This is a genomic window from Streptomyces sp. NPDC001532 (assembly GCF_040298625.1).
GTDB lineage: Bacteria > Actinomycetota > Actinomycetes > Streptomycetales > Streptomycetaceae > Streptomyces.
Window position 1 is genome coordinate 131,530 of record NZ_JBEPAL010000015.1, and the last position, 22,806, is coordinate 154,335.

The 22,806-nt window shown below is 71.6% G+C and carries 15 protein-coding genes and 1 pseudogene; 8 read left to right on the forward strand and 8 right to left on the reverse strand.

Annotation, left to right across the window (positions count from 1 at the left end; translation table 11 throughout):
• Positions 1 to 65: 65 nt before the first annotated feature.
• From ABT232_RS16730 to ABT232_RS16740, 3 genes are all read right to left on the reverse strand, one after another.
• Positions 66 to 1,391, reverse strand: a complete 1,326-nt coding sequence (locus tag ABT232_RS16730; protein ID WP_351840645.1) for a cytochrome P450 — start codon at positions 1,389 to 1,391, stop codon at positions 66 to 68.
• Between the two features lie 2 nt (positions 1,392 to 1,393).
• On the reverse strand, positions 1,394 to 3,787 hold the full coding sequence (locus tag ABT232_RS16735; protein ID WP_351840646.1) for an amino acid adenylation domain-containing protein: 2,394 nt from the start codon (positions 3,785 to 3,787) through the stop codon (positions 1,394 to 1,396).
• Positions 3,788 to 4,408: 621 nt separating this feature from the next.
• The gene (locus ABT232_RS16740; RefSeq protein WP_351840647.1) at positions 4,409 to 8,233 is read right to left on the reverse strand and encodes a non-ribosomal peptide synthetase; all 3,825 of its coding nucleotides are present in this window, start codon (positions 8,231 to 8,233) and stop codon (positions 4,409 to 4,411) included.
• 254 nt (positions 8,234 to 8,487) lie between these two features.
• On the opposite strand from ABT232_RS16740, the gene ABT232_RS16745 reads away from it, so the two are divergent.
• From ABT232_RS16745 to ABT232_RS16760, 4 genes are all read left to right on the forward strand, one after another.
• The gene (locus ABT232_RS16745) at positions 8,488 to 10,482 is read left to right on the forward strand and encodes a carbamoyltransferase C-terminal domain-containing protein (protein ID WP_351840648.1); all 1,995 of its coding nucleotides are present in this window, start codon (positions 8,488 to 8,490) and stop codon (positions 10,480 to 10,482) included.
• A gap of 292 nt (positions 10,483 to 10,774) precedes the next feature.
• Entirely contained in the window at positions 10,775 to 11,398 is a 624-nt protein-coding gene (locus ABT232_RS16750; RefSeq protein WP_351840649.1) for a hypothetical protein, read from the forward strand.
• 68 nt (positions 11,399 to 11,466) lie between these two features.
• Positions 11,467 to 12,825 carry a Fic family protein gene (locus ABT232_RS16755; RefSeq protein ID WP_351840650.1) on the forward strand — a complete coding sequence of 453 codons (1,359 nt, stop codon included), beginning with the start codon at positions 11,467 to 11,469 and terminating at the stop codon, positions 12,823 to 12,825.
• Positions 12,826 to 12,926: 101 nt separating this feature from the next.
• Positions 12,927 to 13,151, forward strand: a complete 225-nt coding sequence (locus ABT232_RS16760; RefSeq protein ID WP_351840651.1) for a helix-turn-helix domain-containing protein — start codon at positions 12,927 to 12,929, stop codon at positions 13,149 to 13,151.
• Between the two features lie 6 nt (positions 13,152 to 13,157).
• On the opposite strand, the gene ABT232_RS16765 is transcribed toward ABT232_RS16760, so the two are convergent.
• Positions 13,158 to 13,493 (reverse strand): STAS domain-containing protein, encoded by a 336-nt coding sequence (locus ABT232_RS16765; RefSeq protein WP_351840652.1) that lies wholly within the window; start codon positions 13,491 to 13,493, stop codon positions 13,158 to 13,160.
• Between the two features lie 509 nt (positions 13,494 to 14,002).
• Between ABT232_RS16765 and ABT232_RS16770 the strand changes: the two genes are divergently transcribed.
• From ABT232_RS16770 to ABT232_RS16780, 3 genes are all read left to right on the forward strand, one after another.
• On the forward strand, positions 14,003 to 16,879 hold the full coding sequence (locus ABT232_RS16770; RefSeq protein ID WP_450871798.1) for a PQQ-dependent sugar dehydrogenase: 2,877 nt from the start codon (positions 14,003 to 14,005) through the stop codon (positions 16,877 to 16,879).
• Between the two features lie 35 nt (positions 16,880 to 16,914).
• Complete coding sequence (locus ABT232_RS16775) at positions 16,915 to 18,714, forward strand: ThuA domain-containing protein (RefSeq protein WP_351840654.1); 1,800 nt, start codon at positions 16,915 to 16,917, stop codon at positions 18,712 to 18,714.
• A gap of 174 nt (positions 18,715 to 18,888) precedes the next feature.
• A complete protein-coding gene (locus ABT232_RS16780; protein ID WP_351840655.1) occupies positions 18,889 to 19,176 on the forward strand; it encodes a DUF4190 domain-containing protein in 288 nt (95 codons plus the stop codon).
• Positions 19,177 to 19,365: 189 nt separating this feature from the next.
• On the opposite strand, the gene ABT232_RS16785 is transcribed toward ABT232_RS16780, so the two are convergent.
• The 3 genes from ABT232_RS16785 to ABT232_RS16795 form a co-directional block, all read right to left on the reverse strand.
• Positions 19,366 to 20,109 (reverse strand): class I SAM-dependent methyltransferase, encoded by a 744-nt coding sequence (locus tag ABT232_RS16785; protein ID WP_351840656.1) that lies wholly within the window; start codon positions 20,107 to 20,109, stop codon positions 19,366 to 19,368.
• Between the two features lie 179 nt (positions 20,110 to 20,288).
• Complete coding sequence (locus ABT232_RS16790; RefSeq protein ID WP_351840657.1) at positions 20,289 to 20,561, reverse strand: hypothetical protein; 273 nt, start codon at positions 20,559 to 20,561, stop codon at positions 20,289 to 20,291.
• A gap of 200 nt (positions 20,562 to 20,761) precedes the next feature.
• Positions 20,762 to 21,316, reverse strand: coding sequence for a TetR/AcrR family transcriptional regulator (locus ABT232_RS16795; protein ID WP_351840658.1), 555 nt, complete (start codon positions 21,314 to 21,316; stop codon positions 20,762 to 20,764).
• Positions 21,317 to 21,621: 305 nt separating this feature from the next.
• Here ABT232_RS16795 and ABT232_RS16800 point away from each other — a divergent pair, with 305 nt between their 5' ends.
• Positions 21,622 to 22,488 (forward strand): SGNH/GDSL hydrolase family protein, encoded by an 867-nt coding sequence (locus ABT232_RS16800; RefSeq protein ID WP_351840659.1) that lies wholly within the window; start codon positions 21,622 to 21,624, stop codon positions 22,486 to 22,488.
• A gap of 138 nt (positions 22,489 to 22,626) precedes the next feature.
• Here ABT232_RS16800 and ABT232_RS16805 read toward each other — a convergent pair.
• A pseudogene (locus ABT232_RS16805) lies at positions 22,627 to 22,806 on the reverse strand (ABC transporter permease); the annotation flags it as partial.

Below are 22,806 nucleotides of genomic sequence, written 5' to 3' on the forward strand. Positions count from 1 at the left end.
GTCGGTCTCCTCTGAAGTTCGGGGACGGCGCTCGCGTGCGGGCCGGCGGGCGGGTGGGTGCCGGATCAGTAGCCGACGGGGCCGGGCTCGCGGCGGCGCCGGGCGGTGACCGGCAGATGGCTGTGGCCGGCGACGAAGTTGGAGCGCAGCCGCTGCGCCGGGCCCACCACCTGGAAGTCCTCGAAGCGGCTGAGCATCTCGGTGAACATCAGCCGCAGGGAGACCTTGGCGACGGTGTGGCCGACGCAGAAGTGCGAGCCGACGCCGAAGGCGACGTGCCGGTTGGGACGGCGCCGGATGTCGAAGGTGTCCGGATCGGCGAAGGCGTCCTCGTCGCGGTTGGCGGAGCCGAGCCAGACGACGACGGCCTCGCCGGCCGCGATGCGCGTGCCGCGCAGCTCCACGTCGCGGATCGCATACCGCATGAAGTGGTTGGCGGGCGAGGCCCAGCGCAGGGCCTCCTCGGTGCCGCGCACGGCGAGGTCGGGGTGGGCGGCCCAGTCCTCGAAGACACCGGTGCCGGCCTGCGTCGCCATGGCGGCGCTGGCGACGTGCGGGGTGGTGACGTTCGCGCCGAGCAGCAGGCTGTAGCAGTTGGACATGATCTCGCCGAGCGACATGCGCCGGCCGTCCAGGTCGATGGACATCAGGAAGCTGATCAGGTCGTCGCCGGGCTGCTTCTGCCGGGCGTGGACGATGTCCTGGAAGTAGGCGAACAGTTCGCGGTGCGCGGTGTCGAGGGTCGCCTCGGGGCTGCCGGCGAGCTGGAACTCGGGGTCGTCCGGGGCGATGGCGGCCGTGGTCAGCCGGGTGAGCTGCGCCCAGTCGGCGGCCGGCAGGCCCATCAGGGTGCCGGTGACCGCCATCGGCAGGGTGGCCATGGCCGCCGCGAAGTCGAAGACGCCGTCGCCCATCGGCTCGATCAGCCGGACGACGACCTCGCGGATCGCCTCGCGGTGGGCCTCGACCGCCTTGATGGACAGGGCGCGTTGCAGGGGTTCGCGCATCCGGGCGTGGCGTGGCGGGTCGGTGACCGCCATCTGCTTGCCGCCGGCCGGGTCGTCGGTGCCGAGGATGTTCAGCAGGGTGCCGCGCTCGGAGGTGAACAGGGTGTGGTCGCGCAGCACGATCTGGGCGTCGTCGTACTTGGTCACCGACCAGAACGGGTGCCCGTTGGGCGCCACTTGGCGGCTCACCGGGTCGTGGCGGCGCATCGCCCGCCAGATGGCGTGCGCGTCGCCGTCGCTGTGCAGCAGCGGGTCGGTGAGGTCGATGCCGCCGCCGTGGGCGACCGGGCAGCCGCCGGTGGCCGGCGGCATGGCGGCGTGGGCGACCGGGCATCCGGAGCCGGCCTGCGGCGTGGCGGTGCGGCCGCCGATTGCGGTGGTCATCGTCAGTCTCCTATCTGGCCGGCGAGGTCGGCGATGGTCGGCTGGAGGTAGAGCACGCGGGCGGGCACCTCCACGTCGAAGGCGTCCTTGAGGGTGCCGAGCAGTTCGGCGACGAGCAGGGAGTGGCCGCCGAGGTCGAAGAAGTCGTCCTCGACACCGACGGGTTCGACGCCCAGCACCTCGCCCCACAGGTCGGCCAGCCGCTGCTCGGTCGCGGTGCGCGGGGCGACGAACGGGTTCCACACGTTGCGCGGGACGCGGGTCGCGGCCGGCAGGGCCTTGCGGTCGACCTTGCCGTTCTTGTTCAAGGGCAGCTCGGAGCGGACCAGGACGGCCCAGGGGACCATCGCGGCCGGGAGGGTCGCGCGCAGCTGTTCGCGCAGCCGCGCCCCGACGGCGTCCAGGTCGGACGCCTGACCGTCGAGGACGACGTAGGCGAGCAGGCGTTTGCCGCCGCTGTCGTCGCTCTGGCCGATCACGACGGCGTCGCGCACTCCGTCCAGCCGGGTCAGCTCCGTCTCGACGAACCCGGGTTCGACCCGGAAGCCCTGCACCTTCAGCTGCTGGTCGGCCCGGCCCAGGAACTCCAGCGTGCCGTCGGGCCGCCAGCGGGCGAGGTCACCGGTGCGGTACATCCGGCCGCCCGCGATGCCGGTGACGGCGTCGGGCAGGAACCTTTCCGCGGTGGCACCGGGCCGTCCGGCGTACCCGCGGGCCAGGCCCTCGCCGGCCGCGTACAGCTCACCGGCCACGCCGGGCGGCACGGCCCGCAGCCTGGCGTCCAGGACGGCGACGTGGGTGCCGGGGACGGGACGGCCGATGGGCACGGTCTCGCCGTCGGGTGCGGTGGCGGTGGTCCAGCAGGCGGTGAACGTGGTGTTCTCGGTGGGGCCGTAGCCGTTGCTGAACAGCAGGTGCGGGTGGGCGGCCAGCAGGTCCGACACATGGCCGGGCGAGACGACGTCGCCACCGGCCACGACGTGCCGCAGTCCGCTGAAGGCCTCCGGGTGCAGGCTGACCATCTGGTGGAAGAGTCCGGCCGTCAGCCACGCCACGGTCACCCCCTCGGTCCGGAGCGTGCCCGCCAGCGCGTCGAGTTCGACGGCACCGGCCGGGGCGACCGCCAGGCGCGCGCCGTGTGCGAGTGGCGTCCAGATCTCCCAGGTCGAGGCGTCGAAGGCGACCGGCGCCAGATGCAGGAAGACGTCCTCGGCCGATACGTCGATCCAGTCAGGGTCGGCGACCAGCCGGGACACGGCGCGGTGCGGCACGCCGACGCCGCGCGGCTCACCGGTGGATCCGGAGGTGTAGCTGACGTAGGCGAGGGCGTCGGGGCCGGTGGATCCGGTGGTGACCGGCGGGCCGGGCACCGCGGCGGCCTCGGCGGCGTCCGGTGCGGCGGCGGTGGGGTCGAGGACGGGCAGGGTGTCCGGGGCGACGGCCGCCAGGGACGGGTCGACGACGAGGAGACGCGCTCCCGAGTCCGACAGTACGCGGAGATGGCGTTCGGCGGGGTCCTCGGGGTCGAGCGCCAGATAGGCGCCGCCCGCCTTGAGCACGGCGAGCAGGGTCACCACCAGCCGGACCGAGCGCGGCATGAGCACGGCGACGACGCCGTCCCCGTCGACGCCACGCTCGCGGAGCCGGCCGGCGAGCGCCGTGGCCTCCTCGTCCAGTGCGCGGTACGTCAGCCGCTCGCCGTCGCCGGTGACGGCGAGCGCGTCGGGCGTACGGGCGGCCTGCGCGGCGACCAGCTCGTCGATACGGCGCGCCTTCGGCGTCGGGCGCCCCGGGCGGCCCAGGTCGAGCCATTCGGCGCGCTGCGCGGCGTCACCGAGCGGGAGTTCGGCGACCGGGGTGTGCGGTGCGGCCAGGGCGGCGCGGTGCGCAGCGCCGAGCGCCGCCTCCCAGACGGTACGGTCCGGCTCGGCGAGCCGGCTGCCGCTGCCCGCGGAGAGCGCGACGGCCGGACCGCCCGCCGCGTCGGCGGTGACGGAGGCGACCGGACCGGGCAGGGTGCCGTCGGGTGCCGCGCCGCCGGTGAGGATCTCGAAGGCGCCGTCGACCGCGGCGGGCGGCTCCGCGTCCTCCTCCGGCAGCAGCGCGGCCAGTTGCGCGGCCGCCTGCTGGACGATCTCGCCGATGGTGGGGCCGTCCACGAAGGAGACGCCGACCGCACCGACACGGTCCTCGTCGGCACCGGCCCACCGGCAGTGCACGGTGACGCGTTCCTGAAGTGAGCGCCGGTGGAGCAGGGTCAGGTGGGCGGCCAGCGCGGCGGCCACCGGCCCGTGCGCGGCGGCCGGCGCGCCGTGCGGTGCGGGCTCGGCGTCGGCCGGTGCGTTGTCCAGGGCGGCGACCTGTTCCTCGGTCGGCCGGGAAGCCAGCTTGATCATCTGCGTCCTTCCACGGATCGCTGTTCATCGGTACGAGGGCACCGACGGACGAGTGGGGGCCGGGTGGGGCGGAGGGTGGTGGGGCGGAGGGTGGCGGGGCGGAGGGTGGCGGTGCGGAGGGTGGCGGGGGTGGCGGTCGGTGCTTGGTGGTCGGTGGTCGGTGGTCGGTGGTCGGGGGCTGGTGGGCCGACGAGGGCTGGACGGCCGGACGGCCGGAGGGTGGCATCCCGGCCCAGCGGGACGGGCAGCGGCCGACGGTCAGCGGCCCCGACGGGCGTGCGTCGGCGGCCGGACCGACCGAGCGCCACCATGCGGCGCGTGGTGGATGGCCGAAGCAGAGGTCAGGGGCCGGCGGGGCGGCGAGGCGGCGAGGCGGCGAGGGCCGAACGGGCTGCGGCACCCGGCCCAGCCGGACGGGGCAGTTGCCGGCGGACGGTGACCGATGGGCTCCGTACAGCGTGGGCCGGCGGCCCGGCCGACAGAGCACCACCGTGCGGAGCGGACCGCCGCCACCCGGCGCGGACCGGACCCGACCGCCCCGACTTCCGCCCCTCTCCACCCCTCCGCCTTCCGAGCTCTCCGCCTTCCGAGCCCTCCGCCCGCCGGCCTCCCCGCCCTCCCTCAGTCGCCGAAGGCGTCCGCGAGCATGTCGTCCAGGCTCGGCCCGCTTCCCGGCCCCGGCCGCGGGCCCGGGTCGGCCGCGGGCGCCGTCGGTTCGGCCTCGGCGATGAGCCGGGCGACGCCGGTCACGGTCGACGCCTCGAAGAAGTCGGTGAAGGAGACCTCCACGCCGAACTCCTCCTGGATGGCGTTGACCAGCTGCATCGCCAGCATCGAGTAGCCGCCGAGCTCGAAGAAGTCGTCGTCGGGCCCGATGTCCTGCTGGTCGAAGGCGTCGCGCCATACGGCGAGCAGGCGTTCGACCACGGGTGCCTCCTCGCGCGGCGCGGTGTCGAGGGCCGCGACGACGCCGGCTCCTGGTTCGTTCACGATGTCCTCCACGATCGTGCGGTACTCGTCCGCGAGGGCGCGGACGGTGGGCTGGTCGAACAGGCTGCTGCGGTAGAGCAGCGAGAGCACGAGGTCATGGCCGCGGTCGACGACGATCCAGCTGAGGTCCATCTTCGACAGGCCGCTGGACAGACCGGTGGTCATGCCCTGGAAGTCCGTGAAGGACACACCGGCGCTCTCGCGGGGCAGCGCGGTCTCGTCCTCGGTGGCGAACCACACCTGGAAGTAGGGGCTGCGGCCGGGCTGCCGCGGCGGGCGGAGTTCCTGCACCAGCCGGTCGAACGGCAGCGCCTGGTGCTCCAGGGCGCCGAGGCAGGTGTTGCGGACCTCGTGCAGCAGCTCCCGCCGGCTCATTCCGGGGCGCAGCCGCACGCGCAGCGGCAGGGAGTTGATGAAGCAGCCGATCAGTCCGTCGACGCCGGACCGCAGCCGGTTGGCGGCGGGAGTGCCGACGCACAGGTCGTCCTGTCCGCTGTGCCGGTGCAGCTGCACGGCGAGCGCGGCGAGCAGCACCATGTACGGCGTGACGCGCTCCTCGTGGGCGAGGGAGTGGACCCGCTCGCGCAGTCCGGCGCCGAGGGGCAGCAGGACCTTGTCGCCGCGCGGGTCCTCGGCGGCATGCTGCGGGCGGTCCGCGGGCCAGTCGAGGGGCGGCGGGGCGGGCTCCAGCCGGCCGCGCCAGTAGTCCAGCAGCCCGTCGAGCCGTTCGCCGCGCAGGTGGCCGCGCTGCCACAGCGCGAAGTCGCCGTACTGGAAGGCGAGTTCGGGAAGGGCGGCCGGCCGGCCGGTGCGCCGGGAGCGGTAGAGCGCGGCGAGGTCGTCGAGGAAGACCTCTTTGGAGACGCCGTCGAAGACCAGGTGGTGCACATGGACGAGCAGCAGGTGTTCGGTGGCGTCCAGGCGGAGGAGGTGGACGGTGAACAGCGGTCCGTCGGCGGGGTCGATCGGCACGCGGACGATGTCGTCGCGCAGTGCCGCCGCCGCCCGCTCCCTCGCGGCCGCCGGTTCGCCGGTCAGGTCGTGGTGGACGAGCGGGACCTCGCCGGGTTCGTCGACGTACTGCACGGCGTTGCCGTCGAGCATGCCGAACCGGGTGCGCAGGGGTTCGTGGCGGCGTACCAGGTCGGCGAGGGCGCCGGTGAGGGCGGTGTGGTCGAGCGGGCCGGTCAGGCGGCACTGCCAGGACTCGTTGTAGAGCGGGACGTCCGGGGCGGCGCGGCTGAGCATCCACAGGTTCTGCTGGGAGAGCGCGACGGGTGCGGTGCGCGCGCTCCCGGTGCGGCCGGCCAGCGCCTGCTCGATGCTCCGCCGCTTCTCGCTCCAGCGGCGGCGGTCCTCCGCCTCGGCCGCTTCGACGGCGTCGGCGGTGCCGGACGCGGCTGTCTGCGAGGGGTCCGAGGCGCCGTCGGCCCGTCCGTGCAGCGTGTCGATCTTGGCGGCCATCGCGCGCACCGTACCGGCGTCGAGGAGGTCGGCGAGGACGACGTCGACGCCGAAGCGGCGGCGGGTCCTGGCGACGATCCGGGCGGCCTGGAGGGAGTTGCCGCCGAGGCCGAGGAAGTCGTCGGTGGCGCCGACGGTGTCCCGTTTGAGCACGGCACCCCACAGCGCGGCCAGTTCGGTCTCGGTGCCCGGTGCCGGCGGCACTCCTCCCCCGCCGTCGGCGGGACGCTCGGCGGCCAGTCGCTCCAGCGCGGCGTAGTCGACCTTGCCGTGGCCGGTGAGCGGGACGGTGTCGAGGGTGACGAAGCGGGCCGGGACCATGTGGGCGGGCAGCGCCTCGGCGAGGTGGGCGCGCAGGGCCGCCTTGCCGGGCCGGGCGCCGTCGGCCGGACGTACGTACGCCACGAGCTGCTTGTCGGCGTCTGTCGCGGCGGTCGCCGTGACCAGGGCCTGGGCGACGTCCTGGTGCCGTTGCAGTACGGCCTCGATCTCGCCCGGCTCGACGCGGAACCCGCGGATCTTGATCTGGCTGTCGACACGGCCCAGGAACTCGAACTGCCCGTCGGGCAGCCTGCGTCCGACGTCACCGGTCCGGTAAAGGCGCCCGCCGTCGCCGGTGAACGGGTCCGGCACGAAGCGCTCGGCGGTCTGCGCCGGCGCGCCGTGGTAGCCGCGGGCCAGGGCGGCGCCGCCGATGTAGATCTCGCCGGTGCCGCCGTCGGGCACGGGGTTCATCCGGTCGTCGAGGAGGTGCAGGCGGGTGTGCGCGATGGCACGGCCGATGGGCAGCCGGCCGGCCGGATCGGCCTCCTCCTTGGCCGTGTGGTGGTAGCTGCCGGTGGCGGTGGCCTCGGTCGGGCCGTAGACGTGGATCAGGGGGATGCCGGTGGTGCGCCAGGCCTGTACGGCGTCCGGCCGGGTGCGGTCGCCGCCCATGACGACGAACCGGAGCGAGCCGGGCAACTGTGCGCCGCTTTCGGCGAGTTCGTCGACGAGCTGGTGCCAGTACGAGGTGGTGATCTCGAATCCGGTGACGCGCTCGCGTTCCAGCAGGTCCAGGAAGTGCGGGATGCTGGGCAGCGCCCGCCGGTACCCGACCGGCAGCAGGGTGGCACCGCTGAGCAGGGCCGGGAACACCTCCTCCAGGGCGGCGGAGAAGCCGATGGAGGCCAGGTGCAGGAAGCGGTCGCCGCGTCGCAGCCCGAACTCCTCGGCGCCCGCGGCGGCGAGGTTGGCGAGTCCGCGGTGGGTGACGACGACGCCCTTCGGGGCGCCGGTGGAACCGGAGGTGTAGATCATGCAGGCGGCGCCGTCGGCGGGCACGTCGACCGGGGGCGGCCCGTCCGGCGGCCCGGCGAGGTCCCGCTCCGGTGTGTCGACGCCGACTCGGCGCACGTCGGCGGCGCCCAGGCGGGGTTCGAGGTGCGGCCGGGTCAGGACGACCTCGGCGCCGGAGTCCCGCAGCAGGTGGGTGAGGCGGTCGGGCGGGTAGTCCGGGTCGAGTGGGACGTAGGCGGCGCCGGCCTTGAGGATGCCGAGCAGGGCCACGACGAGTTCGGCCGACGGCTCCAGCAGGACGCCGACGCGCGCCTCGGCGCCGACGCCCATCGCGCTCAGGCGGTGGGCCAGCCGGTTCGCCAGCCGGTCGGTCTCGCCGTACGTCAGACGGACGTCGTCGAGGGCGACGGCCACGGCGTCGGGTGACTCACGCACTCGCTGTTCGAAGACACCGTGCACGGTGACGTCCGGCACTCGATGCGCGCCGGACGCCGCACCGCTCTCACCGGACGCCGTCACACCGCGCTCACCGTGCGCCGTCACACCGCGCCCACCGGCTGCCGTCACCTCGTGCGCACCGGCCGCTGCCGCACCGCGCGCGCCGGCCGCCGGGACGCGGTGCACGCCGGCCGCCGGGAGGCCGGGTGCAGCGGCCGGCCGCGGTGGCGGGGCGGCGCCGGGCGCCGGGTTCTTCGTCTCGCTGTGGAGGACCATGGGTGCCAACCGTTTCGTGTCGTGGCCTCACGCGTTTCTCCGAGGCACTTGGCCGGACGTGTCGAGGAGTATGTGCAGGTGGCGGAACTCGCGTCATCAGCGGCCCACGGGACAAGGCGCTGCACACATCACGCACGGCATTCCACGTTCCGCTGAGCACTGTGCACCGGATCGGCTGTCGACCGGGCGCCGCGGAATTTCCTAGATTCGCTGTCGCCGAAACGGCCAGAATGCCGACCGAGACGAGGTTAACCATGGTGGACGGACGTGCCGTCGAATACTCGCTGTCGTGCTACCTGAGTCCGCCGGGTGACCTCGCCGTCCTGGCGCCGCGCCACGACCAGGCCGTCGCGCTCTGGCGTCACCAGGGCCGGCGGGTGGAACTGGTCCGGCTGTGGGAGCTGGAACGGCTCAGCGGACAGAAGCACCACGCCTGGCCGCTGTTCACCCCGGAAAGGGCCACGGAGTTCCTCGACGGAATCCTCGCGGAGGAGAACCTCTCGGTCGCCGACATCAGCCGGACCTGGGGAACTCCGGGACTTCCGGGCAGTGTTCCGCTGACCGTTCCGCAGGGCACCGAGGAATTCCCGGTGCACAGCCTCGCCCATCTCTTCAGCGGGCTGCTGCTGGACACCGAGCTGTTCAAGAACGAGACGATATTCGGCATGGCGATGGATTCCGCGCCGGACGCGGTGCTGGACCGACGCAGCCCGAAGCACTGGTACGCGGGCGCCCTGTCGGTCAGCGGTGACCTGCGCTTCGCCCCGGTGGAGTCCCCCGCCCCGCTGTACCACGCGGCGTCCACGCTGTTCCGGCTGGAACCCGGCTCGCTGATGGCGCTGGCCAGCGCCTGCCGCACGACGATCCGCTTCGACATCGAGACGGCGACGAACCGGCTGCGGCTGTTCGGCGGCCGGGTCACTCCGTGGGCGGCCGCCTTCGCGCTGGTCGAGGAGCTGATCGCGCAGGCCGAGGAGCAGTTGCGGCACGCCCCGCAGGACAGCGGCTTCACGCCGGAGGAGAACCTGCGCAGCGCGGTGATGAAGCATGTGCAGCAGGCGTGCGACCTGATCGCGGTGCGCAATGTCGAACTCCTGGCGACACTCGGAGACGTCCGTACCGAGGACTCCTATCTGTCGACCAGCGGCGGCTTCGGCCTCAACTGCCCGACGAACACCCTGCTGCTGGACCGGTTCGGCTTCCGCGGCCTGCTCACCCCGCCGTCCGCGAACGACTCGGGACAGGCCCTCGGGCTCGGCATGCTCGGTCTGTACACGAGCGGCGCGCTCGACGACGCGGATCTGGTGATCGGATCGGCGTACCACGGCTCGGGGATCGGTGATCTGGACGCGGCGCTGGAGGAGTTCGCGCCGTGGATCGCGCAGGTGTCGCCGTTCGACGAGGACACCTTCGTGGCCGACCTGTCCGACGGGGTGCTGGCCTGGGTGGACGGCGCGGCGGAGATCGGTCCGCGGGCCCTGGGACACCGCAGTCTGCTCGGCGATCCGCGCTCGGCGAAGGTGAAGGACCTCCTCAACGAGTACAAGCAGCGCCAGTGGTGGCGGCCCGTGGCGCCCATCGTGCTGGCGGAGCACACCGGCGACTGGTTCGTGGCGGACCGTCCGTCGCCGTACATGCTGGAGGCGGTGCGGGTGCGGCCGGACGTCGCCGACCGGGTGCCGGCGATCCTCCACCTGGACGGCACGGCGCGGCACCAGACGCTGGACGCGTCGGTCAACCCGCTGCTGCACCGCGCGATCAGCGCCTTCCACCGGCACACCGGTGTGCCCATCGTCTGCAACACCTCGCTCAACGACAAGGCCGAACCGGTCGTCAACACCGCCGCTGAAGCGCTGACCTTCTGCGTCACCAAGGGTGTTCCGCTGGCCTACGTCGCCGGCCGGCGGATCGAGTTCCGTGCGGAGCCGGAGCAGGGCGCGGTGCGTCCGGCGGGTCCGCGGCCGCGCCGGGCCGACTGGTTCACCGGCCAGGAGGACGACCGCGACGCGCTGTGGCAGAAGTGGCGGGACCACGGGTACACGGACGCGGGCATCTTCCTGCTGACCTGGTCCCCGAGCATCCGCCTCACCGGCTCCGCCCCGGCGATGGTGAACAAGCTGGCCGAGCACTACATGGCGAACGACGACTCCTTCGCCCACCTGTTCAAGACCTTCCAGAACGACAGCGGCCCCGGCTCCCACTTCCTCCGCCCCGGCGAGCGGCTGCCGCGCCCGGTGATCGTCGAGTAGTCCGACGTCCGAAACCGCCCGGTCGACCGCCGCGCTGCTCGGCGGTCGGCGCGGGTGTCGGGTGGCGGTGGCGGGTGTCGGGTGGCCGGTGTCGAGGGACGGTGGCCGGTGTCGGGTGGCCGGTGGCCGGTGACGGATGGCCGGTGACGGATGGCCGGTGACGGATGGCGGCGGGCCGACGGGCCGGCCGCGTGCGGGCGTGGCCCGGCCACGTGCGGGCGTGGCCCGGCCACGCGCAGACGCGGCCCGGCCGCGTCACCCGGTCGTCCGCGGAGTGCGATGGAATAGCGACGTGAGTGCATACGACGTGGCCCGTGCGCTGCCCGGCATCGAGGAACTGCGCGACCACTGCCGAGGGCTCGCGACGCTGGACGCCGTGCTCAGCCCGGAGTGGGACGCGCGGTTCCACTCCTTCGACGCGCACTGGGCCGAGGGCGAGCAGTTGGCGTCGATGCGGGACGGGATGGGCTCCGGGTACGCGATCGTGTTCTCGGCGGCCGGGGCCTACGTGCGGGGCTTCGACCACCAGTCGCTCATGAGCCCCTGGGCCCGCATGGATGTCCCCGCGGTGTGGCCCGGCGTGCTCGACGATGTGCCGGAGGTCTTCGCCCAATACGTCACGGAGCCCGCGTTCCGCGCCGAGGACGGTGTCCCCATGGTCACCTGCTGCCTGTGGCGCCAGGCGGCCGATCCCCGCTGGCGGACCGGCACCATCGATCTCCCCGAGCAGGGCGACGGCGACCCGGACGGTGCCGACCTCCTCTTCGAGCTCCTGGTCGACCGCTCGCCGGAGGCGTACGCGCAGTGGGCGTCCGAGTACTACGAGATTCCCGTCGACGTCACCGCCGTACGCCACGTTCTGGCCGGGCGTCCGGTGACCCCGGACATCATCGCCCTGCTTGACCCGGAGAGGTGACTCGGAGAGGTAACCCCGAGAGGTAATGCGCTTGCCGGGGCGTGCGGGGCGCGTGGCAGGCTTGCGCGGTGAGATCCGAATTGTGGCCGCGCCTCCTGACCTGGGCCGACGTCGATCCCGCCCGATACCCGTTCGACAGCGAGACGGCCGCGGAAGTGGTGCGTTCGCTCGGTCCGGCCCGGCGTGTGCCGACTCGCCCGGAGGTTCCCTTCGGCGACCCGGCCATGTCGGAGTGGAGCTGGAAGGTGGGCGCGCGCTGGGCGGATGCCATGACGTACGCGCTGATGGAGCGATACGGCCGCTGGGTGGTGGGCTGGCGCTGGGCGCATGACGAAGGTGATTTCGACGGCGGGCCGGTCGGCAGCTGGTGCTGCCCCCGGGACTCGATCACCTCTCCGGAGGAGACGCTGGACCGGGTCGCCGCGGCGCTGTGCGAGTGGCGGGCGTGGCTGGAGAGCCTCGCGGGCCGGTTCGAGGCGTACCCGCTGAACCCCTCCGGCATCGAGGAGCAGCGGATCCTGTGGGAGCGCGCCACCCGGAACCTGATCCAGCAGGTCACCGACCGGACCGGCTGCGGCAGCGGTTGGCACAAGCACTGCCGGCAGGTGCTCACCTGGTTCCTCGACCGCTGGGGCTTCCCGGCGGACATCGCGCTGGAGCTGGTCGACGAGGCGATCGGCGGGAGGTTCCTCAGCTGGACCGGCCCCGACCTCGTGCTGATCGACGATGTCGCCGAGCGCCTCGCGCAGGCGCTGCCACCGGGTGACGGCCCGCGGCCGTCACCCGCGTCGCCCGTCGATCACCTCCAGCGGTGGCTGGCCGTACGCCCGACCGTCGCCTGGCACGAGGCCCAGGACCGTGGCGGGGAGGGACCGGTGACGGCGACGCGCGACGGCGCGGCGGAGGACTTCCGCGCCTTCGACGGCGCCCTGGACCCCGCCCGTGCCGACGGTCTGCTCGCCGCGCTGGAACGGCTCCGGGCCGACGCGGCCCGCGGCGCCCCGCTGGACTTCGCACTGCTCCAGGGATGGCAGCAGCACGTCCTGCGCACCGCCCGGCCGCCCGAGTTCCGCACCGAGACCGCCTTCGCCAAGGGCGGCAGGGAGCGTTACGGCATCGCCCCGGACACCCGCGCCCGACTGGACGCCTGCCTCGCCGAGAGCACGGCGGACGGCGGCGCCCCGCTCCGGCCGGCGGCCCGCGCCGCACGCGCCTACCTGGACGTGTGCTTCTTCCACCCCTTCGACGACGGCAACGCGCGCGCCGCCTTCCTCGCCCTCGTCTTCGTCCTCGCCCGCGAAGGCGTCAGCCTCGACGACGTCGGCCTGCTCCGCCGCGTCACCTTCCGCGCCGACGACCCCCAGGACGCGCTGACCCTCACGAACTACATCGACCTGCATCTCGCGCAGACACGACAGGACCGCTGATCGGCGGCATCCCGCCAATACGCCGCTTTCTCCGTGGCTTGTCGTCCGTCGTGGGTAGACGACGATCACACAGGAACGTCGATCACCGAAGGAGACGTATCGTGCAGAAGGGCAAGCAGATCACCGGAACGGCCCGGCAGGAACTCGCGCGGGAGATGAAGAAGCAGTACGAGAAGGGCATGTCGATCCGGGCCATCGCCGAAGCCCACGGACGGTCCTACGGGTTCGTGCATCGCGTGCTCAGCGAGACGGAGGTCCCGCTGCGCAGCCGGGGAGGGGAGCGTCCGCACCGGCGCCTCGAGAACGCCGGCCGTACGGCGAAGTGAGGGCACTCACTCTCTGCTGAGTGCCACACCCATGGCGGGCGCGGTCAGCAGGTCGTGGGTCTCCGTCAGGCGCAGCAGCTGGGCCGGCTGGTCCCGGAGACCCATCACCAGCAGTTGGCCGCCCCTTGCCCGGACGTGCAGGCGCAGTTGCAGCAGGAGGTTCAGGCCGCTGGAGTCCATGAAGGCCACTCCGGACAGGTCCAGATGCAGCTCCTTGCCGTCGACCGGCAGGACGAGAGCGGCCCGCGCGAGTTCCGGGCAGGAGCCGAGGTCCATCTCTCCGGAAACGGTGATCACGGCTCGGTCGGGATATTGCTGGGTGATGACGGTGAATCCGTCCATGGTTCGCCCCTCGACTCGGGGTCGAGCCCATCACACCCCTGGTCAGGGGTATCAAGCGCGCGGCGTTGGGCCGCGCACGGTCGAGCGAGACCACCCGTACCGCGTCCCGGCCACTGAAGTGGCCTTCAGGGGCAGCGCGGGGTCTCTCACCGAACCAGGCTGGTGACGTCCAGCGTCGCACAGGCCGAGCGCTCCTCACCAGCCAGTTGAGCGCCAAGCCCGCTTGACCCGGCCCGTCCCCGGCGCATCCCCGACGCGTCCTCCTCAACTCGGTCTCGTTGCACGCCCTTTGACGAGCCCGGCGGCTCACGTCCACTTTGTCCTCGACGTGGAGGAAGTATCGAGATCTTGCGCGAAAGGGGTTACGCAGTCCAGCAAAGGCCGCTAACTTCGCTGCAACACGCCGGACACATCGCATCACCGGCGCTCCACGGCGCGACGGCGCGCGCCCGTACTCCCTGGCAGGTCCGTTCCGGCCTGCCGCCACCCCACACCCCTGGGAGACACCTGTGCGCACAAGACCGCTCAGACGCAGACTCCTCCAATGGTTCGTGCCGACGGTGGCCTGCGCCGTCGGCGCCGTGCTGCCCGCCACCCCGGCGACCGCCACACCCGCGACGGCCGCTCCGGCGAGCGCAGTTGCGGCACAGGCCGCTCCGGAGGCGGCCGCCGCCCCGGAGTTCCAGCAGGTCACGCTCGCCAAGGGCGTGGCCGAGACGGGCGAGCCGATGACGCTGGCGGTGCTGCCGGACCGTTCGGTGCTCCACACCTCGCGTGACGGCACGCTCCGCCGTACCGACGCCGCCGGCAACACCACCGTCGCCGGCAAGCTCGACGTCTACACGCATGACGAGGAAGGGCTGCAAGGAGTCGCCGCGGACCCCGGCTTCGCGAGCAACCGTCACGTGTACCTGTACTACGCCCCCAAGCTCAGCACCCCGAGCGGTGACGCCCCCGCGGACGGCTCGGCCGCGGACTTCGCGCCGTTCGACGGGGTCAACCGGCTCTCTCGCTTCGTGCTGCGGACCGACGGCACGCTGGACCTCGCCAGCGAGAAGAAGATCCTCGACGTCCCGGCATCCCGGGGCACCTGCTGCCACGTCGGCGGCGACATCGACTTCGACGCGGCCGGCAACCTGTACCTGTCGACCGGTGACGACACCAACCCGTTCGCCTCGGACGGCTTCACCCCGATCGACGAGCGCGCCTCCCGCAATCCCGCCTACGACGCCCAGCGGTCCGCCGGCAACACCAACGACCTGCGCGGCAAGGTCCTGCGCATCAAGGTGAACGCCGACGGCTCGTACACGATCCCCAGCGGCAACCTGTTCCCGCCCGGCACCGCGAGGACCCGGCCGGAGATCTACGCGATGGGCTTCCGCAACCCGTTCCGGATGAGCGTCGACCGGGCCACCGGCATCGTCTACCTCGGCGACTACGGCCCCGACTCCGGCACCGCCAGCGCCACCCGCGGCCCCGAGGGGCAGGTGGAGTTCAACCGGATCACCAAGGCCGGCAACTTCGGCTGGCCGTACTGCACCGGCAAGAACGACGCCTACGTCGACTACGACTTCGCCACCAAGACGTCCGGTGCCGCCTTCAACTGCGCCGCCCCGAAGAACACCTCGCCGAACAACTCCGGCCTCACCGACCTGCCCGCCGCCCAGCCCGCGTGGATCCCGTACAACGGCGGTTCCGTGCCGGAGTTCGGCAGCGGCTCGGAGTCACCGATGGGCGGACCCGTCTACCGGTACGACGCGTCCTCGGCCTCGGAGGTGAAGTTCCCGCAGGAGTACGACGGGGACTTCTTCGCCGGGGAGTTCGGCCGCCGCTGGATCAAGCGTGTCGAGGCCGCCGGCGACGGCACGGTCCAGTCCGTCAACGCCTTCCCCTGGAGCGGCACGCAGGTGATGGACATGGCGTTCGGACCGGACGGTGCCCTGTACGTCCTGGACTACGGCACCGGCTACTTCAACGGCGACGCGAACTCCGCGCTGTACCGGATCGAGCATGTGACCGGAGGCCTCGCGCCGATCGCCCAGGCCAAGGCGAACGTGACGTCCGGCCGGGCGCCGCTCGCGGTGTCGTTCTCCTCCGCGGGCAGCTCCGACCCGGACGGTGGCGCCCTCGGCTACTCCTGGAAGTTCGGCGACGGCGGTACCTCGACCGCCGCCAACCCCTCGCACACCTACCAGACCAACGGCCAGTACACGGCGACCCTGACGGTGACCGATCCGACCGGCAAGTCGGCCACGGCCTCCGTGCTGATCACCGTCGGCAACACGGCCCCGTCGGTCAAGCTCGACCTGCCGCTGGACGGCGCGATCCACGACTTCGGCGCGGCGATCCCGTTCCGCGTGACGGTCACCGACCCCGAGGACGGCACGATCGACTGCTCCAAGGTCAAGGTCAGTTTCATCGTCGGCCACGACAGCCACGGCCACCCGCAGACCTCGGCCACCGGCTGCACCGGAACCCTGCAGACCCTCGCCGACGGCGAACACGACCCGAACGCCAATATCTTCGGAGTGGTCGACGCCGAGTACACCGACAAGGGCGCGAACGGACAGCCCGCGCTGACCGCGCACGACCAGCGCATCACCCAGCCCAGCCACCGGCAGGCCGAGCACTACGGCGCCTCGTCCGGCGTCCAGATCGTCAGCCACGCTCCCGCACACGGCGGCAGGACCGTCGGACACATCGAGAACGGTGACTGGATCTCGTTCACGCCGTACGCCCTGAACAACGCCACCTCGTTCACCGCCCGCGTCTCCTCCGCGGGTACGGGAGGCACCATCGAGGTCCGCGCCGGCTCGGCCACCGGCACCCTGATGGGCACCGCGACGGTTCCGGTGACGGGCGGCTGGGAGACCTTCCAGGACGTCACGGTGGCTCTCGGCAACCGGCCCAGCACCACGACCAGCCTCTACCTGGTGTTCAAGGGCGGCTCCGGATCGCTGTTCGACGTGGACGAATTCTCCTTCGCCACCGGCGCGTCCGGCCCGCGTACGGGTGCGGTGAAGGGAGTCAACGGCAAGTGCCTGGACGTCGACGGCGCGGCCACCGCCGACGGCACCAAGATCCAGCTCTGGACCTGCAACAACAGCAGCGCGCAGAACTGGACCGTCGGCGCCGACGGCACCTTCAAGGCCCTCGGCAAGTGCCTCGACGTCTCCGGCGGCGCCACCGCCGACGGCACCAAGATCCAGCTGTGGACCTGCAACGGCACCGCCGCCCAGAAATGGACACCCCAGTCCGACGGCACCGTACGCAACCCGCAGTCCGGCAAATGCCTCGACGCGTCCGGCGGCACCTGGAACGACGGAACACCCGTCCACCTGTGGACCTGCCACACCGGAGCGAACCAGAAGTGGACCCTGCCCTAGCCCAAGAGGAAAGCGAAAGAGGAGGTGAGACGCACATGCGCAACCGACTTCGAGCGACTCTGACCCTGCTTGCCGCAGCCCTGCTCACCACGGCGCCCCAGGCAGCCGCCCAACCGGAGGCCACCCGCTCCGCACCGGCACCGCACACACCGGCTCAGCAGACGCCGGCACAGCAGACGCCGGCACAGCAGACACGGGCCGCCGCAGCGGCGGATCCCGCCTACAGGATCCTCGTCTTCTCCAAGACGGCCGGTTTCCGGCACTCGTCCATCGACGACGGCATCGCCGCACTGCGTGATCTCGGCACGGCCAACAACTTCACCGTGGACGCCACCGAGGACGCCGCGGCCTTCACCACCGGCAACCTGGCCTCGTACAAGGCCGTCGTCCTCCTGTCCACCACGGGAGACGTGCTGAACGGAACCCAGCAGACCGCCTTCGAGCAGTACATCCAAGGCGGTGGCGGTTACGTCGGCATCCACGCCGCTGCCGACACCGAGTACGAGTGGCCCTTCTACGAGGGCCTGGCCGGTGCCCTGTTCCACTCGCACCCCGCCATCCAGCCCGCCACCGTCAAGGTCGAGGACCGCGCGCACGACTCCACCGCCCATCTGGGCAGCACCTGGCAGCGCACCGACGAGTGGTACAACTACCGCACCAACCCCCGCACCACTGCCCACGTGCTGGCCTCCCTGGACGAGTCCAGCTACAGCGGCGGCTCCATGTCCGGGGACCACCCGATCAGCTGGTGCAAGGACTACCGAGGTGGCCGCGCCTTTTACACCGGCGGCGGTCACACCGACGAGTCGTACGGCGATTCCGCCTTCCGCAGGCATCTGCTGGGCGGCATCCGCTGGGCCGCCGGCATGACCGAGGCCGACTGCCGGCCCGAGACGGGCTACCGGTCCCTCTTCGACGGCTCCGGCACGACAGGCTGGAAGCAGGCGGGCCCCGGCGGGTTCACCCTCGCCGACGGCAGTCTCACCTCCTACGGCGGCCTGGGCATGCTCTGGTACTCCGCCAAGGAGTTCACCGGCGACTACTCCCTCAAGCTCGACTGGAAGATGCCCGGCGACGACAACTCCGGGATCTTCGTGGGATTCCCGTCCTCCGACGACCCGTGGTCAGCGGTGAACAACGGCTACGAGATCCAGATCGACGCCACCGACGCGGCCGACCGCACCACGGGAGCCGTGTATGGGTTCCGGTCCGCCGACATCGCCGCGCGGGACGCCGCGCTCAACCCGCCGGGCGAGTGGAACACGTACGAGATCCGCGTGACGGGAGAGCGTCTGGAGATCTTCCTCAACGGCCGGAAGATCAACGACTTCACGAACACCGATCCGGCGCGCAGCCTGGCCCAGGGTCACATCGGCATCCAGAACCACGGCGACGGGGACGACGTGTCCTTCCGCAACATCCGGATCAAGGAGGCGGGCACCGCGCCCGGCCCGCGTACCGGTGCGGTGAAGGGCGTCAACGGCAAGTGCCTCGACGTCGACAACGCGGGCACCGCCGACGGCACCAAGATCCAGCTCTGGACCTGCAACAACACCAGCGCCCAGAACTGGACCATCGGCACCGACGGCACCTTCAAGGCCCTCGGCAAGTGCCTCGACGTCTCCGGCGGCGCCACCGCCGACGGCACCAAGATCCAGCTGTGGACCTGCAACGGCACCGCCGCCCAGAAATGGACACCCCAGTCCGACGGCACCGTACGCAACCCGCAATCCGGCAAATGCCTCGACGCGTCCGGCGGCACCTGGAACGACGGAACACCCGTCCACCTGTGGACCTGCCACACCGGACCCAACCAGAAGTGGACCCTGCCCTAGCGTCGGCGGGCTGTTCACTCAGCCCGCCCCGCCTTCACCGGTGCAATTCCTTCACGCACTCCACATAAGCCGGACATGGAAGCTCCAGCAGCGGGCACCCGCCCCGGCAGAGCTAGGAAGGCACTGAACGACAGCGGTCGTTCCGCCAACCACCCTCACAACACTGGAGTGACAATGACGAGTTACGGCAGTCCTTCCACCGCCTCCGCCCGCTCGCGTACCAACGGCCTCGCCGTCGCGAGCCTGTGCTGCGGCATCGTCGGGCTCTTCATCCTGAACATCGTGCTGGGCCCGCTGGCTGTCGTCTTCGGTGCCGTCGCACGACGTCAGGCGGCTGCGAAGGGGGGTGCCGGCATGGCGAAGGCCGGTATCGTCCTCGGCATCATCGACGTGGTCCTGTGGCTCGTCCTCCTCGTCGTGGCCACGCAGAACGGTGGATTCAGCTGGTACGTGGGTGGCTGACCGGCCTCCCCGACTTCGCTGCCATCACCGCTCCGGAGACGAGCGGTACAGGCGACGGGCGGCACCCCCCGACGGGGCGCCGCCCGTCGCCTGCCATGTGCTCGAGCACCGGCCCGTCATTGCCTCCGCATTTCTGCTCCGGCTGCGGCTGCGGCTGCGGCTGTGCCTGCGGCTGCGGCGGATCGGCCGTCAGGCACGGCAGCGCAGCATCTCCAGCGGCGGCTTCGCGACGAGGTCCGCCCAGAAGTCCTCGCCGAACTCACGGATGCCGACTTCGGACACCTGTAGAGGAACCCACCGCACCTCACCGAACCCGGCCGCCCGCAGACACTTCTCGTACACCTCGCGGCGCGGTGCCGTGGCGACGATGCTGATCGGCTCGGGGTCGAGAAGCGCGGTGACCCGCACCCGCGGACCCGCCTCGGTCTCCTCACCGGTCGGCTCACAGCGGAACCCGTACCGGTCCAGGGAGGGACAGTCGAACCGGTAGTCGGGCTTCTGGGCGAACACGAAGAACTCACCGCCCGGCACCAGGCCGCGGTGGATGTTGCGGCACATCCGCTCCATCGTGGCGATGTCGTCCGCGTAGTTGAGGCACTGCACCGCCACCGCGACGTCGAAGCGCCGCTCGAAAGGCGGCAGTTCGGCCACATCACCGACCGCGTAGCGCACACCCAGCGGGTCACGCTGCTCGATCTCTTGCGCGGCGGCGATCATCCCACCGGAGATGTCGACACCGAAGACGTCCGTGGCACCGCGCCGCTTGAACTCCCGGCTGTAGAAACCGGTGCCGCACGCCAGGTCGAGCACCGACTTGCCCCTCACGTCCCCGACCATGCCCAGGAAGCTCGGCACCTCCCCGTAGCGGATCAGCGGCAGTGACTTGAACCCCTCGAAGGCCTCACCGATCTCGTCATACTGCTGCACACTCATGTGCCGCCCCCTCTGCTCAGTCCAGTACGCGGCCACACCGAAGCCCCGGATTCCCTGACTCGCCGGACCGCGGTCGTGCCACGCAGTCTGCTCCGCTCCCGACGGCCGCCCGTACTGGCGAATGACACGAACAGTCGGCCGACCGACCCTCGTATCACCCAACACCTCAGCCTCAGTTCTCATGGAACGTCACCGCTCCAGTCGAAGCGGCGCGGATCACCGGGACGTGGGTTGTAGACGGTCCGGCCGCCCGCACCGAACTGTCCCAGCTCGGTGGGGAGCGCTACGCCGGTGTCGATGTCGTCCCGGGTCCAGTCGGTGACGTCGAGCAGCAAGCCGTCCAACGGCCCGCCGACCAGCTCGACGTAACGCCGGCCCGGCAGGGGGCCCGGGTGCTCGTGGTCCGCGCCGTACACCCGGCCGCGCAGCAGCTGCTCGTCATCACGATCCATCCGTACAGCGTCCCAGCCACCACTGACAGCGCACCGGAAGCGCCGCGGCGGCCGACACCGGCGGCGGGTGTCCGCTCGTGGACAGCATGATCGAGGGCGGCACGCCGAGCCGTCCGCACGCGGGCCGCGGGGAGAAGAACCGGACCGATCGGGCCGCGAGAACACTCGGCGCCCGCGAGCGAGGGCACCACGCCACCTCGCTACTCCGGAGGCGTCAGTACGTGCTGGAGCAGGGCGCCGTAGTGCCCGACCAGGGCCGTGCGGTCGGTGCTGAGCAAGGTCTCGTCCCGCGCCACCCAGAGCGAGTACAGCAGCCCTGCCGCCAGGGAAGCCGCGAGGCGGCAGCGGATGTCGGCATCGGGTCCGGAGAGGCGGCCTCGCAGCGGTTCGATCAGGACCCGCTCATGGGTGTCCCGAAGCCGTTGCTGGATCTCGGTCTCGTGGCTGCCGCGCACCAGGGCGAGGAAGACACCGCGCGCGCCACCGTCGAGGTCGACGAGAAGCTCGACCAGTCGTTCCCCCAGCTGCTCCAGCGGGACGTCGAGAAGCGGCTCGTCGTCGATCGTGAGATGCATCGTCTCCAGGAACAGCAGTTCCTTGCTCTTGAAATGGCGGATCACGAGGGCGGGATCGGCGTCGGCCGCGGCCGCGATCTGGCGGACGGTCGTCCTGGCGAACCCCTTCTCCCGGAACAGCCGTGTCGCGGCTGAATGGATGGCCTCGCGCGTGGTGGTGCCGGATCCAGGCTGCGCCATGCGCCTCAGGATAGGACCCGTGGCGCCGCCTCGGCATGGCCTCACCCACGGCAGGCGGCGACTGGTCAGGGTTTCAAGAAGTTCGGTCAACATTGTTGACGCCGCCGCGACGCCGGTTCACATTACCTATGGGTAGGACCGAGCGGTAACCCCGCGGCCGGTGCACCACGGACGTCGGCGTGCACACCGCCGTCCACCCGGCGACCCCTGCCACTCTCCTTGCACGAGCCGCTTCTTCGTCGCGCAGCAGGCTGTGCCGACACAGCCGTCCTCGCTCCCGCACCGCTCCCGAGAAGAGAGAGCACATGCTGAAGCCTCGTTATGTCATGGCCGCGTCAGCAATGGCCGGCGCGCTGGCCTTGACCGCCACCAGCGCCACCACCGCACACGCCACGTCGACCCTGGACTACGTCGCCCTGGGCGACAGCTACAGCGCCGGCTCGGGCGTCCTGCCCGTGGACCTCACCAACCTGCTGTGCCTGCGCTCCACCGCGAACTACCCTCACGTCATCGCCTCCAGCACAGGTGCCCGCCTCAAGGACGTGACCTGCGGCGGTGCCCAGACGAAGCACTTCGCCGAGTCCCAGTACCCGGGCGTGGCCCCCCAGATGGACGCGCTGAACGCCGAGACCGACCTGGTGACCTTCACGATGGGCGGCAACGACAACAACACCTTCATCAACGCCCTGACCACCTGCGGCACCGCGGGCGTCCTCAGCGGCGGGAAGGGCAGCCCGTGCAAGGACAAGAACGGCACGTCCTTCGACGACGAGATCGACGCGAACACCTACCCCGCGCTCAAGACCGCTCTGCAACGCCTCCGCGCCAAGGCCCCCGACGCACGCATAGCGGCACTCGGTTACCCCTGGATCACACCGGCCACCGCCGATCCGTCCTGCTTCGCGAAACTCCCGATCGCCGCGGGTGACGTGCCCTACCTCCGCGGCATACAGGCGCATCTGAACGCCGTCATCAAGCGCGCGGCCGAGGAGACCGGGGCGACCTACGTGGACTTCTCCCAGGCGTCCGAAGGGCACGACGCCTGCAAGGCCGCCGGCACCCGGTGGATCGAACCGCTCCTCTTCGGCCAGAGCGTCGTACCCGTCCACCCCAACGCCCTCGGAGAACGGCGCATGGCCGAACACACGATGACCGTTCTCGGCCTCGACTGAACCGAGGCTGACCGGAGGTCCGACCGGAGGGCCGACCACGGGACAGTGCACTGGCCCGCGACACCGACACGAGCAGGCCCCGGCCGTGGAACTCGGCCGGGGCCTGGACGTCGTTTCGGGAGGAGGCCGGTGGCCCGTCTATTTCGGTTCCCGGTTGAAGACCGACTTGGACCAGGTGTAGCCGAGGGCCGCCAGTCCCGTGCACCAGACCAGGGACAGCCATCCGTTGTGGCCGATCTCGGTGCCGAGGAGCAGTCCGCGCAGGGTTTCGATGGCGGGGGTGAAGGGCTGGTACTCGGCGATGGGCTGGAACCAGCC

Bases quoted from the DNA above. Each gene is read 5' to 3' on its own strand.
- ABT232_RS16800 (WP_351840659.1), top strand. From the start codon at position 21,622: ATGCTGAAGCCTCGTTATGTCATGGCCGCGTCAGCAATGGCCGGCGCG.
- ABT232_RS16740 (WP_351840647.1), bottom strand. From the start codon at position 8,233: ATGGTCCTCCACAGCGAGACGAAGAACCCGGCGCCCGGCGCCGCCCCG.
- ABT232_RS16785 (WP_351840656.1), bottom strand. From the start codon at position 20,109: ATGAGTGTGCAGCAGTATGACGAGATCGGTGAGGCCTTCGAGGGGTTC.
- ABT232_RS16745 (WP_351840648.1), top strand. From the start codon at position 8,488: ATGGTGGACGGACGTGCCGTCGAATACTCGCTGTCGTGCTACCTGAGT.
- ABT232_RS16790 (WP_351840657.1), bottom strand. From the start codon at position 20,561: ATGGATCGTGATGACGAGCAGCTGCTGCGCGGCCGGGTGTACGGCGCG.
- ABT232_RS16780 (WP_351840655.1), top strand. From the start codon at position 18,889: ATGACGAGTTACGGCAGTCCTTCCACCGCCTCCGCCCGCTCGCGTACC.
- ABT232_RS16730 (WP_351840645.1), bottom strand. From the start codon at position 1,391: ATGACCACCGCAATCGGCGGCCGCACCGCCACGCCGCAGGCCGGCTCC.
- ABT232_RS16775 (WP_351840654.1), top strand. From the start codon at position 16,915: ATGCGCAACCGACTTCGAGCGACTCTGACCCTGCTTGCCGCAGCCCTG.
- ABT232_RS16735 (WP_351840646.1), bottom strand. From the start codon at position 3,787: ATGATCAAGCTGGCTTCCCGGCCGACCGAGGAACAGGTCGCCGCCCTG.
- ABT232_RS16765 (WP_351840652.1), bottom strand. From the start codon at position 13,493: ATGGACGGATTCACCGTCATCACCCAGCAATATCCCGACCGAGCCGTG.
- ABT232_RS16795 (WP_351840658.1), bottom strand. From the start codon at position 21,316: ATGGCGCAGCCTGGATCCGGCACCACCACGCGCGAGGCCATCCATTCA.